This is a genomic window from Bacillus cereus group sp. BfR-BA-01310 (assembly GCF_022664325.1).
GTDB classification, from domain to species: Bacteria; Bacillota; Bacilli; order Bacillales; family Bacillaceae_G; genus Bacillus_A; species Bacillus_A paramycoides.
Window position 1 is genome coordinate 15,020 of the sequence record NZ_JAKUHD010000021.1, and the last position, 12,877, is coordinate 27,896.

Genomic DNA, 12,877 nt, shown 5'->3' on the forward strand with positions numbered 1-12,877 from the left:
AAAAAAGGATGTGATTGGTATGGAAAAGCAAAATCTAATCAAGTGGAAACATTATCAACCAGATATTATTTTATTAACCGTGAGATGGTACCTACGGTACAACCTCAGTTTTCGTGATTTAGTCAAAATGATGGAAGAGCGTGGGCTATCTCTTGCTCATGCTACGATCATGCATATGGTCCCGAATTAGATAAGCGCGTACGACGTCATCTTAAATCAACCAATGATTCTTGGTGAGCCGATGAGACGTATGTGAAAGTCAAAGGTCAATGGATGTACCTATATCGTGCTGTTGAGTCAAAAGGAAATACAATTGATTTTCATTTAAGCAAAACAAAAAATCATAGGGCTGCAAAGCGTTTTTTCAAGAAAGCTTTGCAGTCTTTTCATGTTTCAAAGCCCCGTTTGATTACAGTAGAAAAAAATTCGGCCTATCCTATAGCAATTGAAGAGTTGAAGAAAGAGAAAAAGATGCCTGTAGGCATCCAAATAAGGTAGATAAAATACCTTAATAACATTGTAGAGCAAGATCATCGTTTTATTAAAAAGAGAGTTCGTTCAATGTTAGGATTGAAATCTTTTCATAAAGCTAAATCTATTCTTTCAGGAATAGAAGCGATGCATATCATTAAAAAAGGCCAACTTATTTTACGGGACAAGTGTGTCCAAAATGAAATGAAGTTTATTCGGAATGGCTGCATAAGAATAGATTCCATTAGGAATCTATATACCTCTTTCAAATAGATGCAATCTTTGCATCAGAACAGGTTCATGAATATGGAAATCTCATCTATCAAATTTGGAACTAACTTCTTCCGAAGCATTGTTCCTCATTTACCAACCTGTTTATGTTTTTTTCAAACTTTGCAACAGAGCCACATTGTTTTAATTGAATTTCATGTTATACTTCTATAGGCATCTGATTTTTATTCTATATAAAAGTATGTGAAAAGCCCTTATCAATTCGATAATGGCTTTTCTATTTTTCATGAAGATCGATTATATGGTATGAGCAATAAATTTAAAGGAGAATTATAAAATGATTTTTCCAAGTAACATCAATACGTCTTATGAGTATTCAATTATAGAAATTCAATGTTTACCTTGTATTTCTACAGCACCCGATTTTTATGATAATTTTGTACTTATTTGTAGTACTTATCTTAACAAAAATGATAAAGCACATGGTCATACTACATTTGAAATTCAATCTATAAAAGAACTGTCTTATAATAATCCAAATGTAAAAAATGCTAAGAAGTTTGTATACCAAGGTGGGTCTTTGAAAATAAATGATTTTGTAACAATTACTCAAGCGGAATCAGACTATGATACGAAATTCATAGCGAGACTTTCCTATCAATATCATAGCGATCAAGAGAGGGAATATATACAAGAGCAAGATTTACTCTTATTTTCCATTTCTGAAGGGCCAAAGGGGCAATTGTCTAATATTCCTTATTTATATCTTCCTCCAGATTTTAAGAAGTATATAGAATATTATCAGGCTAAGCACGATTCTGAAGTTCTTCACACTGCTTACTCAATATTAGAACATTTCATAAAAGAACATGATTGTTCAGAATCTTTCATTAATCAATTTGAAATTTTAAAAGAAAAACAAAAGAATAAATCTCTTATCTTGTATGATAGCCTTTTACGGAATCAATATAGGAAAATTTAATTTATTTTCATAGAAACATCAAAAACCCTTTAAATATTATACAAAATATGCCTATTGGTTTAAAAAAATGAAGAAAATGCATAAATGCATAAAACTATATATGTATTTTATAGTATCCTAGACTGTATCTGTCTAAAAGTCTTTCATAGTACATTTTTGACACTCCCACCCCTAAAGGGGCAAGCTGACATACGTCAGTGGGATTCTTGCTACCAAAGGCGAAGTCCATTTCTGGTATCGCTGACGTGCAAGATTGCAATTTGCTATCACCACTCCCAGGACAGACCGTATAGGTTCATGGGTTAAGGTGCTGTTGCCATACCGTACAGATTGTTTGGTTCTCCTTATGTTTTAGAGTCTTTTGCAGGACTTTGAGGCCATTTTAATATGTTTTGCTACGCAAAAGCGATACTTTCATCCCATGCTTAAAGGTGGACTTAAGTTCTGCAGGGGCTTTCTCGTATCGTAAATCTGTAAATTTTAATTAAAAGATACCAATTGTTTAATAAACTTAGTGAAGTAAAGTTAATTACTTTAATATATTATTAGGAGAGAATTTATGAGTAAAAAACTATTAAAATCAATAACATCATTAACGATGGTAGGAGGTGCATTGTTAGGAACAAGTAGTGATCCCGTAAAAGCTGAAGTCCAGTCAGGGGGAAATTCAGTTGTATTTAATGATGTTCCCAAAAACCATTGGGCAAATAATGCCATTACGAGCTTAGCTAATCGTAATATTATCGGAGGATATGGAAATGGAATGTTTGGCCTGGGAGATAATGCTACTCGTGAACAGGTGGCAGCTTTAATTTATCGTGTGCTAGCTCCTGCTAAAAAAGGAGGCACTCTTAATAAGGACAACTCTTTTTATATTATGCAAGATGGGTCTCAGCTTAAAAATCCATATAAGGACATTAATAAAAACTCAACAATGTTCCTAGAAGAGATTCTATTTTTGACAGACATAGGAGTCTTTAAAGGGGATCAAAATGGGGAATTTCGACCAAAAGAATCGTTAAGTCGTGCAGAAATGGCACAGGTCATCAAGACTGCTTTTAAAGTTCCTGTGTTAAGTAAACATACTTTTAATGATGTACCAGATAATTCATGGGCAAAGGACGCTATTAGTGCCGTACAGTCGAATAAAATTGCATCAGGTACAGGTAATGGAGGTTTTGAACCAAATAAAACTGTAACTCGTGAACAGTATGCACAGTTTTTATTTAATGCATTAAATTATAGGGAACAATTAAATACACAAAATCCTGATGTGACGAAACCAAATAATGAAGATACGAGTGTACAAACTGAGGTACAACTATTAGAAGCTTATAAAAAAGACATGAAAAATTATATTAATAATCATGAAGAAGATATAACTATAACATATAAATCTAAACAATCTAATATTAGAGAAGTTATGGATACGCTTGTTAAAGCATATGATGAGACAGTTGATTCAAATGAATACATGAAATATAACATCTCAAATACACAATATTCTATTCGTGGTATTCCAGGAGATTATGTATTTACATTAAAAATTACATACCGTGAATCAAAAGAGCAAATGAACTATGTAAAGACACAAGCAAAATCAGTTATCACTTCTATTGTTAAAGCTGGTATGGATGAACATGAAAAAGTAAAAGCGATTCATGATTATGTCGTAAAACATGTTTCGTATGATACTTCTTTCCAGGCTTATACGGCATATGAAGCTTTAGCAAACCGTTCTGCTGTTTGTCAAGGCTATGCATTATTAACTTATCAATTATTAAAAGAGGCAGGAGTAGAAGGTCATATTGTAACAGGGACTGGAAATGGACAACCTCATGCTTGGAATCTAGTGAAAATTGAGGGGAAATGGTACCATCTTGATACAACCTTCGATGATCCAATTCCAGATGTAGAAGGACGTGTAACTTATTCATACTATAATTTATCTGATGAACAAATTGCTAAAGATCACCAATGGGATCGTAATCAATTTGCGAAAGCAACAACAATCTATAATAATGAGTTAACAAATAAAATTCAGATCGGTAGCCCGAAAGCAATGGGATATCAGAAAATATTAACGGATATCAAACGCTAAAATGAATCTATGTAGTTTATTAATAAAATAAAACAATGCACAAACAATTAATTGAGGTCTGTGTAACAATGGACCAGTACTAGATGAAAAAAGAATCCCATAAACATATATGATATGGGATTCTTTTTTTTATTTTAGTTGTTTTGTTCATCTGATGTGTATATTTACAGCATGTAATCATTTTAACTAAATTTAGGTAATTCCTCTCTCTCTTCAATTTGTATGTAGGCACATGGCACCAACAAATAGGTGGGAGATGAATTACTTTTTTTCATAATAAAACATACGTTTTATTGTTATCATCTAGTTATGAAGTGTCCTTAACAAGTGATTATATAAGGTTGAGTAGACAAAGAAACTGCGAAAACCAAGAAAATTCTTCCACTCGTAAAATAATCAAGGTATCTAAAGAATCTCCATTCGTTGAATATCTAAGGCAGGAATAGTCCGAAGTAACGCCCAGCCAGATGAAAGAGTACTTTCGTCATGGAACTGAGTGTCACTTTATCTATAAATTGGCCTTAAGTTAATTATTAACCCATAAGCTGACCGTGAATTTCACAAAACAATATAAAATGTGCTTTATATATCATTTTCGTTTTTGGTAAAATAAAATAAAGTCCCTTTGTTATTCGATTGTAGAATATATTTTACATTAAGCATTCTAGATATATCTTCAATTATTTTTAATCCAAGCCCCACATTTTTACTATTAGTTTCAAAACCAATTCCATTATCCCTAATGGAAACAACACTATTTTCAATGGTTACCTCAAGCTTTTTAGCCTTTGAATGTTTTAACGTATTCTGAAAAATGTTATCAAATAACCTTTGAATCCATAAATCGTTACTAATCCATATCAAGTCTTTATTTAGTGGATTATATATTAATTCAATATCATGAATACTATACAAATAATCCCACTTTTTAACCATAGCTTCTAATAAATCATGTATATTCACCTCGTGATTTAAAATATAAGAATTCTCTAATGTATTAGTGTATTCTAAATTTAACTCACTGGTTAATTCAGCAATATACTGTATTTGTTGATATAACGATTCTAATATTGGTGCTTGGTCATTATTATATTGACCTTCTAAGTAAAATAATTGTAACCTGACAGCTGTTAAAGGCGTATTAATATCATGCCTTAATTTATTTAAAAGCTCCTTCTTCATTTCCTCTTGCTGTTTAAGTTCTAATTCTCGATATGTAGTTCTTTCAATTAATAAATTTACTGACCTGATTAGTTCTCCTATTTCATCATCACTTTTAACGTCTAATTTATTCGGAATCTTTTTATCACTAGCTAAATTTCGAATGGTTTTATTTAATATATCTATTTTATTTAATAGTGAGTTAATCGATTTTGAAAATAAAAAGGCTAATAACAATATTGATAAAAAAAATACAACTAGCATTGTAGGATACGCAAAAGACTCATGAAAAGGAATGTCATTATTTTCTGCCTTAAAGGCACTATTATAAATTATTGACATAAAGATACTAATCAACAGTAATAAAAATGGTACGCTTATAGCAGCAGAAAATAACAATAACTGATATTTTTTCTTTAATTTCATTTCTTTATATAGGTATTTAATCTATACCCTTCTCCATATATATTTTGGATAATTTCACCCGTTTTATCATTGATTTTTGTTCTTATTTTTTTTATGTGCACATTCAAGATATTTTGATCTCTATCTTCGAATTTCCATAAATAATCAAAGAAATGTCCTTTCGTTAAAATACGATCCCTATTTTCATATAAATAGAAGAATATTTTACGCTCAATCGCAGTAAAGACCACTTCATTATGCAAGTTATTATTGAAAACTTTTTTATGCTCAGCATCAATATATAAGTGTTTGATTTGCGTAAAAGTACCATATCGATTATCTAACATTTTCTGCATCCTTAGTAACAACTCTCTAGGATCAAAAGGCTTTATCATATAATCCTCCCCGATTGTCAAACCTTGGAGTTTGCTGTCCATATCACTTCGGGCGGATAGAAAAATAATTGGAATATTTAATCCTAGATTTTTTATTTTCTTTGTTATTTGATAGCCATCTTTACCTGGTAACATCACATCCATTATAACTAAGTCCATTTTATGGATGATTCCAAACACTTCTTTTCCGTCTGTTTTCCAAATTACATTGTATCCTTCGCGCTGCAAAATTTTTTGCAACAGATCACCAATCATTACATCGTCTTCAACTATTAAAATATGATATCCCTTCATCATGCAAACCTTCATTTCACTTTTTTATTGATAAATTCCTTAGAAAGCTTATATATTTCATCAGCCTGGTATAAATAAATGCTGTGTGTCCCCCTCAATTTTATAACATCTGCTATTTCAAGTTGTTCTGCAAATTCTTTATAATCTTTGTAATGTTGTTTTGTATATTTCGAGTTTTTATTTTGATCAGCAACTGCATCTAAAAATAATATAGGTGTTTCTTTTGGTATCGGAAGGTTAACGGATTTTTTACTGTTTTCGTAAGAATGTAAGAGCTCTTGTTTCATATCAACATTAAAAAACTGTTTATACGATATTGCTTTATAAATTTCTTTTTCATGTTTAGTTAAAAAAGATTGTCGAATCACTTCAGGATTATAAGTAGTAGAAGGTAGAAGTCGATGAACACCCATTTCCGTTAAAATATTCATTCCTCTTATTTTTAATGTTGACTTATCCACTTCGCTTTTATATTTCACATACTGCTGAGGTAAACCAATATCTAACGCAATAATTCCTTTGATTTCCTCCGGATATTTTTGTGCCCAATAAATAGCCTCTATTCCCGATATTGAATGCGGAACTAAAATATAAGGAGGTTTATGTCCACTTTTAATAAGTGCTTCTCTCGTTTGTTCTAATATTGTATCAATATCCCTTCCATCGTTAAAAACATCACTGTTCCCATAACCAGCTCTTTCTACAACAGCAATCTTATTTTCTTTTGAAAACTTACTATATACTCCTTTCATTTCATAAACAGGAGCAGCAATCCCAGAGCCAGCCATAAATACATATGTATCCTTACCGTTTCCCTCACTATAAACATTCATTTTTTTATTATTAATCTTAACGATTGTTCCCTTACTTTTAATAAGATCTGATTCCTTACTTAATTGATAGTTATGGTATATAAAAACAGATACTAATATAAGTAAGATAACCGCAATAAACATAATAAATATATTCTTTAATACTCTAAATAATTTTCTCATAGGGTTCTCCTTTCAAGTTATATTGAAAGGATACGATATAAAAATAAATTTCTAATAAATTTTATAGTAAATAATTTTTTCTCTTTGTTTCTAAATAGAATTCAATTGTTCAGCTCGAATGGTTGAGATAATATTCTTTTTAATTAGAGATTTAATCACTTTTCAATTTCAGATGTTCCTTTTTGAACACCCCCTATGATAATCATAACCAAATGAGGTGAAGCATCACAACTTTTTTACAAACGTCATGACTTTATTTCAAAGAAGCATAAGTTGACGGTAAACTAAAAGAAGCATAAGTTGGCCAAAACGGCCATCTTATGCTTCTTGTTACACTGAGAAGCTCCCAACTCTAAGCGTTAGCATAGGTGGTGAGTAGTTCACCGAACTATATAAACTAACGAGATAGCCTAATCCATGATTAGTTCTTGCACTTGTATAGAAATAAACACGCAAGATAGGTGAATTTAGGAAGCGATCACTTCTAAACAAGCTGGAAGTGGGGATAGTTTACGAAATTCATTTAGTCCTTATATGTATTTTGTAAATAACGATCATATAAATCTTTTTCTAAAATACTTTGTTTATCTTGTAGTTCCTTAAATTGTTCAATGAATTCACTATCTTCTTTTGTGCTTCGACACAAAGTATAAAAAGCATCATGGAGAATTTTAGATTCTTGATGAGCATCATAGTAGTCCATGTAGGTCTTAAATTCTGGTGGTAGATAAAGATAAGGGACGTTAGAAAAAGAACCTTTGATTCCTACTGAAGTAGAAAATAGGAGTAAGTCTTTATTTTGTATATATTCCATCTCTTGATCTTTAGAATATTGGTAAGAAAGGTTTGCTATAACCTTTGTATCATAATCAGTTTTCACCTCAATTATGTTTACAAAATCATTAATCCTTAAAGTACCACCTTTGAATGCAAACTTTTTGGCTTCTTTAACGTGTGAATTATTATAAGATAATTCTTTTACAGATTGGATTTCAAATGTAGTATGACCATGTGCTTTATCATTTTTATTAAGATATGTACTACAAATAAGAACAAAGTCGTTTTGAAATTTTATTGTTTCAGAATTATAGGGTAAGCATCTAATTTCTATTATTGAATACTCACACATACCGTTAACATTATTGGGAAAAGTCATTATTATTATAATTCTCCTTTATATTTATTTCAGGTGAAGAGTAGTTACTCTTCACTACCTTTATTTTAAATAAATTATAGATTAATAGTAACCCTCAATTCCAAAAAATTATGAGGGTTTATAAAAAAGCAGTCTAACTCCTAATACTCCAGTTAAAAGGTTCTGGTGCAAAAATAAAACAAAAGAGAATAAAGCATATATATTCCTAACGAAATCGTATCTTATGTTGCAAGTCCAAACGGGAACGTGACGGTATCTTATATGAATCAAAGGGAAATCCTTCATGGGAGGTACATTTACATGGTCCATAGCAGGCTGATAAGATGCCCCTTACTCAACCATATTACAATTACCTCCCAAACTTATACTTCTGTATGACTAAGTCTTTATCGTCATATCTAGGGTCTAACTTAACTTCACCTTTGTACTCAATGATTCGTAACCTGTCAGTCGGATATACCTTATCGTAAAGTTCCTGTTTCACCCATATCTTTTTCATTTTGTTATTGTCAAACAACTCTAAAGTAGGGTGTTTCAGTATGATATACTCTTCTTCAATGTGTTTCCCAAGAACCATAACCTCTTTTGCTTTGCCGTTTTTAACTAATTCATCGTTTTGATACCCCTCTATAACTGACAAGACCAAACAGAATAAGACGAAAATACCTACATACATCCAAGCCTTCTTCCTTCTCTTTTTCTTGTATGCTTCAAGTTTCATGATATACTCTTCAAGTTCATACTCTGTATACTCTTTCACAGATGAATCTAAGTAGTAGGTTTTTCCAAACTTTGTACTCTTAAATACAACATAGTCGTCTACATACTCTGGGTCTTTCTCTAAGTTTATGAATTTCTTTTCACTCATAACATACCCCTTTATTTGTTTCCTATTATCACTACCCCAACTAAGATGAAAACAATAACACTTATAACCACAAGAGTTGCCTTTTTACTTAATTTTCCCCCAGAACCTTCTAATACTGCCCATATAATAATTGGGAAAAGAAGAATACCAAGGAGAATGTCAACAAACTTGTTACTCTGCTCCTCTTTCAGTTTCTCTTCTTTTCCTATGCGTTCTACCCTATTTGGTACTTTTTCTACGTGTATTGGATTCTTCTTTTTCTTACGTCTATGATTCACTATTCATACCCCTTACTTTGAATCGTAACTTTCAAATAGCATAGTCTTTCCTTTGTACTCAATAACCTCAATGCGAGAACCAATGTCTAAACGTTTGTATACTTTCTTACTTACGCTACCTGTGTGCGTTTCACCATCTACTTTGTACTTGATTTCATAAGTCTTAAACCCTTTAGGTGTGTACTCTTTCATGTCTACGACTTCCGCTATACTTGACTTACCATGTTGTCTGACTTGTATCTCGTCGTACGTTCCTACCCCTATGAGTAGGAACGTACACACTAGAAACACTACAATACAACCAATTCTAAACCGTTTCTTTTTCAATATAATCCCCCTTACTTTACATCGTAACTATCATACATGATTGTCTTTCCTTTGTATTCTAGTACTTCTATTTTAGTGCCTTTGTCTAACTTCTTGTATAACTCTTTATCTATATTACCTAAGTAAGTCTTATCTTTTATTTTGTACTTGATTTCATAGGAGTTACCTCGCATAGTTGAATATTCTTTCTTATCCACTACTTCTACTATTACTGGTTTACCATACTGTCTGACTTGAAACTCTTCTATTGTATGTTTACCTACAAAGATGATAGCACCAATGATAAATACTGAAATATAGATAACTATTAACCGTTTACAAATATAAAGTACACAACAGTCAAGGTAAGACATACTATGTAACAGTGAACGAAGTCTATGTATATATGAGATAAGGAAATGCAAAAAGGAGGCGGGACTCAAGTGTGAGTTCTACCTCCTTTTTTTGCTGAATTTATAACTCTTTTAAGTTTTATCTAATAAAGCATTTACTTTATTGTTATTTATGTAGCAAGAGTAAGATTTTATTAAAAATTCTAAAGTTGTATTGGTTTATACGCTAGTGCTATATCTACTATTTGTTCTGGAGTAAGATTTTCATCATTCCAATATATTAGATCGCTTACTTCTGGATGTGAAACATTTCTTTCTACAACTTCTATCATTTCATCAATCTCCTCTTCAGTTCCTTCACATTCTACAATTTTGCTTACTAGATTTATCAGTTCCTCTCTTGTTAATTTCGCTGTACTTCTATTCATATAATATCTTTTATTGTAAATCTTCGAACTCCAACAAAAGTAAATATAATAACGAATAAGCAACTTAAGACATAAAAACTACTAAACTGAAAGAAAGTCTGCAAGCCTTCTAGATGAATAGGGTCCATTGCTAATCCTGGTTGCGCAAATGGCCATATATACCCGATATTTAAGTAATGAAATATCATTCCTATACATGTAAAACCAAAACTCATTCCAACGGGAACAGCAAAACTTTTTATAGCAGATGAAAGAAATAATTGTAGTGCAGCAATTGAAAATGTACCAATCCATCCATTGAATGACCAATTTAATAATGAATTCCAAGGAATAGGACTTGTAATACCTAGTAGCTTACCAATTAAGATATAAGCAATTAAAAAAAATACTTGTGTCAATAAAGTTAACATAACGATTACTAATAACTTTGCCATGTACACATATCGAAATGGAATTGGTAAAGAGATGATTTTTTTCCAGTTTCCCTCGCTATGTTCAAAGCGGCATACAAACGCACAATAAATACTTACTACGACAGGAAATAAAAATAATCCATAAATTAATCCAACTTGTGTCCAAGCCTTCTCCCACTCATTTGTTGAGACTTTCATTAAGACATCGTAGTTTACTTGAAAATTTATGAGTCCAAGCGCAATACAAATAAGCGGAATGAATGTCATTACAATCCATATTTTTGAACGTTTTAATTTTAATAATTCACATCGAAATGAGCTTAATAACATATCTGCATCCTCCTAATGAATATCTTTTTGCGAAAAATGAGCAGTGCTAAGAACGATAAATAATAAACTAACTCCTAAACTTAACAAAAGATTCATCATGACTCCTTGGTTTGGGAAAAACACTATTTTCCCATTGGAAAATGCCCAAGAAATTGGATTTGTCAGAGATGAATAGGTCCAAATTATCCATGTTTTCCAAGGTAACATCTGCCCGAAATACCCAAGAAATGAGCCGATTACACCTGCCGTTAAAGCAAATACTTGATTTTTCACTACCAAAGATATCCAGAGTTGCAAAATAACCATTGGAATACATCCTATAATGGTAAAACAACCATATTTCAGTAATAATGTCACCGGAATTCCACTTTCAAAATTAAAAATTTTTCCTATTAATATAATTGCAGAAATAGAAATTATACCTGCGTATACAAGAAAAAAGAGACTAAAGATAATTTTAGTTATATATACTAGCTGCCTGGATGTAGGAATTGCACACAATAGCTTCCAGGTGTTCCCCTTATTTTCAAAATCAATTATTCGAGATGTAATTGTCGCTATCATTATAGGTAAAAATAATGCATTTATCATACTTACTCTTGAAAGAAGCGACTCCCAATTTAGAAATTCCTTTTTTTCTTGTGACACAATAGCAAATAACCAAAGTAATGCTAAAGACTGTATCAAAAATACAACTAAAAATAATTTCTTTCTTTTTAATTTCAATAATTCACTTCTTAAGGCAGCAATCACTATAAAACACCACCTTTTTCTGTTAAGCTTAGAAATATTTCTTCCAACGTATGCTTCTCTTCTTCAATTCGATAAACTGATATATTTTGCTTTACTAATAAATGATTTATGTGAGAAATAAGGTGATCTTCTTGTTGATGCGTAACAAGACAATCACCTTCAAGCCCGAGATGAATTTGATGCTGTTCTAAAATTTGATGTGCCTTTACTACATCATTTACACGTATTTTCATTAATGCCTGACTTTTTTTGCGTAACACTTCAATTTTGTCTTGAAAAATTAGCTGTCCACTATTAATAATACCCACTTGTGTTGCAATTTGATCCATCTCATTTAGCAAATGACTAGAAATAACAACTGTCATATCATATTGCTTTGGCAGTTGTTTGATGAGTTCACGAATTTCTTGAATCCCGGCAGGGTCTAATCCGTTTGTAGGTTCATCTAAAATTAACAATTTTGGATTTCCAAGTAGTGCCATTGCTATGCCAAGGCGTTGCTTCATTCCAAGTGAGTATTGTTTAACTAGTTTATCTTTTTGTTTCTCTAATCGAACGATACGTAATACCTCATCAATATTCTTTTTTGGTACTTGTAACATTTGCTGAATTACTTCTAGATTTTCATGACCTGTTAAATGTCCATAATAAGATGGCGACTCAACAAGAGAGCCAACCTCTCTTAAAATATCTATTCGATTTGTTTTTAAATCTCGATTGAATACTTTAATATTACCTGTAGTCGGTTTTATTAATCCCAGTAACATTCTAATTGTCGTTGTTTTCCCAGCCCCATTTGGGCCTAGAAAGCCATAAATTTCACCTTTACCAACTTGCATTTGTAATTGATTCACACTATTTACAGCTCCATATGTCTTTGTTAAATTTTCTGTTTCAATGATGTATGTTCCCATTATTGGCACCTCTTTTTCTTAATTAAGCTATCATTTATTATAA

13 protein-coding genes and 1 pseudogene are annotated in these 12,877 nt (G+C 31.5%); 3 read left to right on the forward strand and 11 right to left on the reverse strand.

Annotated features, from left to right (window positions below):
• Positions 1 to 19: 19 nt before the first annotated feature.
• From MR109_RS24605 to MR109_RS24615, 3 genes and pseudogenes are all read left to right on the forward strand, one after another.
• Positions 20 to 744, forward strand: a pseudogene (locus tag MR109_RS24605) (IS6 family transposase).
• Positions 745 to 1,039: 295 nt separating this feature from the next.
• Positions 1,040 to 1,684, forward strand: coding sequence for a hypothetical protein (locus tag MR109_RS24610; RefSeq protein WP_242274190.1), 645 nt, complete (start codon positions 1,040 to 1,042; stop codon positions 1,682 to 1,684).
• 559 nt (positions 1,685 to 2,243) lie between these two features.
• Positions 2,244 to 3,785, forward strand: coding sequence for an S-layer homology domain-containing protein (locus tag MR109_RS24615; protein WP_242274192.1), 1,542 nt, complete (start codon positions 2,244 to 2,246; stop codon positions 3,783 to 3,785).
• Between the two features lie 582 nt (positions 3,786 to 4,367).
• Here MR109_RS24615 and MR109_RS24620 read toward each other — a convergent pair.
• From MR109_RS24620 to MR109_RS24670, 11 genes are all read right to left on the reverse strand, one after another.
• On the reverse strand, positions 4,368 to 5,372 hold the full coding sequence (locus MR109_RS24620) for a sensor histidine kinase (protein WP_242274193.1): 1,005 nt from the start codon (positions 5,370 to 5,372) through the stop codon (positions 4,368 to 4,370).
• The gene (locus MR109_RS24625; protein WP_242274194.1) at positions 5,369 to 6,040 is read right to left on the reverse strand and encodes a response regulator transcription factor; all 672 of its coding nucleotides are present in this window, start codon (positions 6,038 to 6,040) and stop codon (positions 5,369 to 5,371) included. The genes MR109_RS24620 and MR109_RS24625 overlap by 4 nt, the downstream gene beginning before the upstream one ends.
• An 11-nt stretch (positions 6,041 to 6,051) precedes the next feature.
• Positions 6,052 to 7,035, reverse strand: coding sequence for an alpha/beta fold hydrolase (locus MR109_RS24630; RefSeq protein WP_242274195.1), 984 nt, complete (start codon positions 7,033 to 7,035; stop codon positions 6,052 to 6,054).
• A 523-nt stretch (positions 7,036 to 7,558) separates the two neighbouring features.
• A complete protein-coding gene (locus MR109_RS24635) occupies positions 7,559 to 8,191 on the reverse strand; it encodes a hypothetical protein (protein ID WP_242274197.1) in 633 nt (210 codons plus the stop codon).
• A gap of 349 nt (positions 8,192 to 8,540) precedes the next feature.
• On the reverse strand, positions 8,541 to 9,059 hold the full coding sequence (locus MR109_RS24640; RefSeq protein ID WP_048375725.1) for a hypothetical protein: 519 nt from the start codon (positions 9,057 to 9,059) through the stop codon (positions 8,541 to 8,543).
• A gap of 11 nt (positions 9,060 to 9,070) precedes the next feature.
• Complete coding sequence (locus MR109_RS24645; RefSeq protein WP_242274198.1) at positions 9,071 to 9,337, reverse strand: hypothetical protein; 267 nt, start codon at positions 9,335 to 9,337, stop codon at positions 9,071 to 9,073.
• A gap of 12 nt (positions 9,338 to 9,349) precedes the next feature.
• Positions 9,350 to 9,664, reverse strand: a complete 315-nt coding sequence (locus tag MR109_RS24650) for a hypothetical protein (RefSeq protein ID WP_025147335.1) — start codon at positions 9,662 to 9,664, stop codon at positions 9,350 to 9,352.
• A 535-nt stretch (positions 9,665 to 10,199) separates the two neighbouring features.
• Positions 10,200 to 10,424 carry a bacteriocin immunity protein gene (locus MR109_RS24655; RefSeq protein WP_048375720.1) on the reverse strand — a complete coding sequence of 75 codons (225 nt, stop codon included), beginning with the start codon at positions 10,422 to 10,424 and terminating at the stop codon, positions 10,200 to 10,202.
• On the reverse strand, positions 10,421 to 11,167 hold the full coding sequence (locus MR109_RS24660; protein ID WP_048375718.1) for an ABC transporter permease: 747 nt from the start codon (positions 11,165 to 11,167) through the stop codon (positions 10,421 to 10,423). Before MR109_RS24660 ends, MR109_RS24655 begins: the two co-directional genes overlap by 4 nt.
• A 12-nt stretch (positions 11,168 to 11,179) precedes the next feature.
• The gene (locus tag MR109_RS24665; RefSeq protein WP_242274200.1) at positions 11,180 to 11,920 is read right to left on the reverse strand and encodes an ABC transporter permease; all 741 of its coding nucleotides are present in this window, start codon (positions 11,918 to 11,920) and stop codon (positions 11,180 to 11,182) included.
• Complete coding sequence (locus tag MR109_RS24670; protein WP_242274201.1) at positions 11,920 to 12,834, reverse strand: ABC transporter ATP-binding protein; 915 nt, start codon at positions 12,832 to 12,834, stop codon at positions 11,920 to 11,922. The genes MR109_RS24665 and MR109_RS24670 overlap by 1 nt, the downstream gene beginning before the upstream one ends.
• Positions 12,835 to 12,877 lie beyond the last annotated feature (43 nt).

Bases quoted from the DNA above. Each gene is read 5' to 3' on its own strand.
- MR109_RS24635 (WP_242274197.1), bottom strand. From the start codon at position 8,191: ATGACTTTTCCCAATAATGTTAACGGTATGTGTGAGTATTCAATAATA.
- MR109_RS24630 (WP_242274195.1), bottom strand. From the start codon at position 7,035: ATGAGAAAATTATTTAGAGTATTAAAGAATATATTTATTATGTTTATT.
- MR109_RS24660 (WP_048375718.1), bottom strand. From the start codon at position 11,167: ATGTTATTAAGCTCATTTCGATGTGAATTATTAAAATTAAAACGTTCA.
- MR109_RS24620 (WP_242274193.1), bottom strand. From the start codon at position 5,372: ATGAAATTAAAGAAAAAATATCAGTTATTGTTATTTTCTGCTGCTATA.
- MR109_RS24670 (WP_242274201.1), bottom strand. From the start codon at position 12,834: ATGGGAACATACATCATTGAAACAGAAAATTTAACAAAGACATATGGA.
- MR109_RS24655 (WP_048375720.1), bottom strand. From the start codon at position 10,424: ATGAATAGAAGTACAGCGAAATTAACAAGAGAGGAACTGATAAATCTA.
- MR109_RS24615 (WP_242274192.1), top strand. From the start codon at position 2,244: ATGAGTAAAAAACTATTAAAATCAATAACATCATTAACGATGGTAGGA.
- MR109_RS24640 (WP_048375725.1), bottom strand. From the start codon at position 9,059: ATGAGTGAAAAGAAATTCATAAACTTAGAGAAAGACCCAGAGTATGTA.
- MR109_RS24610 (WP_242274190.1), top strand. From the start codon at position 1,040: ATGATTTTTCCAAGTAACATCAATACGTCTTATGAGTATTCAATTATA.
- MR109_RS24625 (WP_242274194.1), bottom strand. From the start codon at position 6,040: ATGAAGGGATATCATATTTTAATAGTTGAAGACGATGTAATGATTGGT.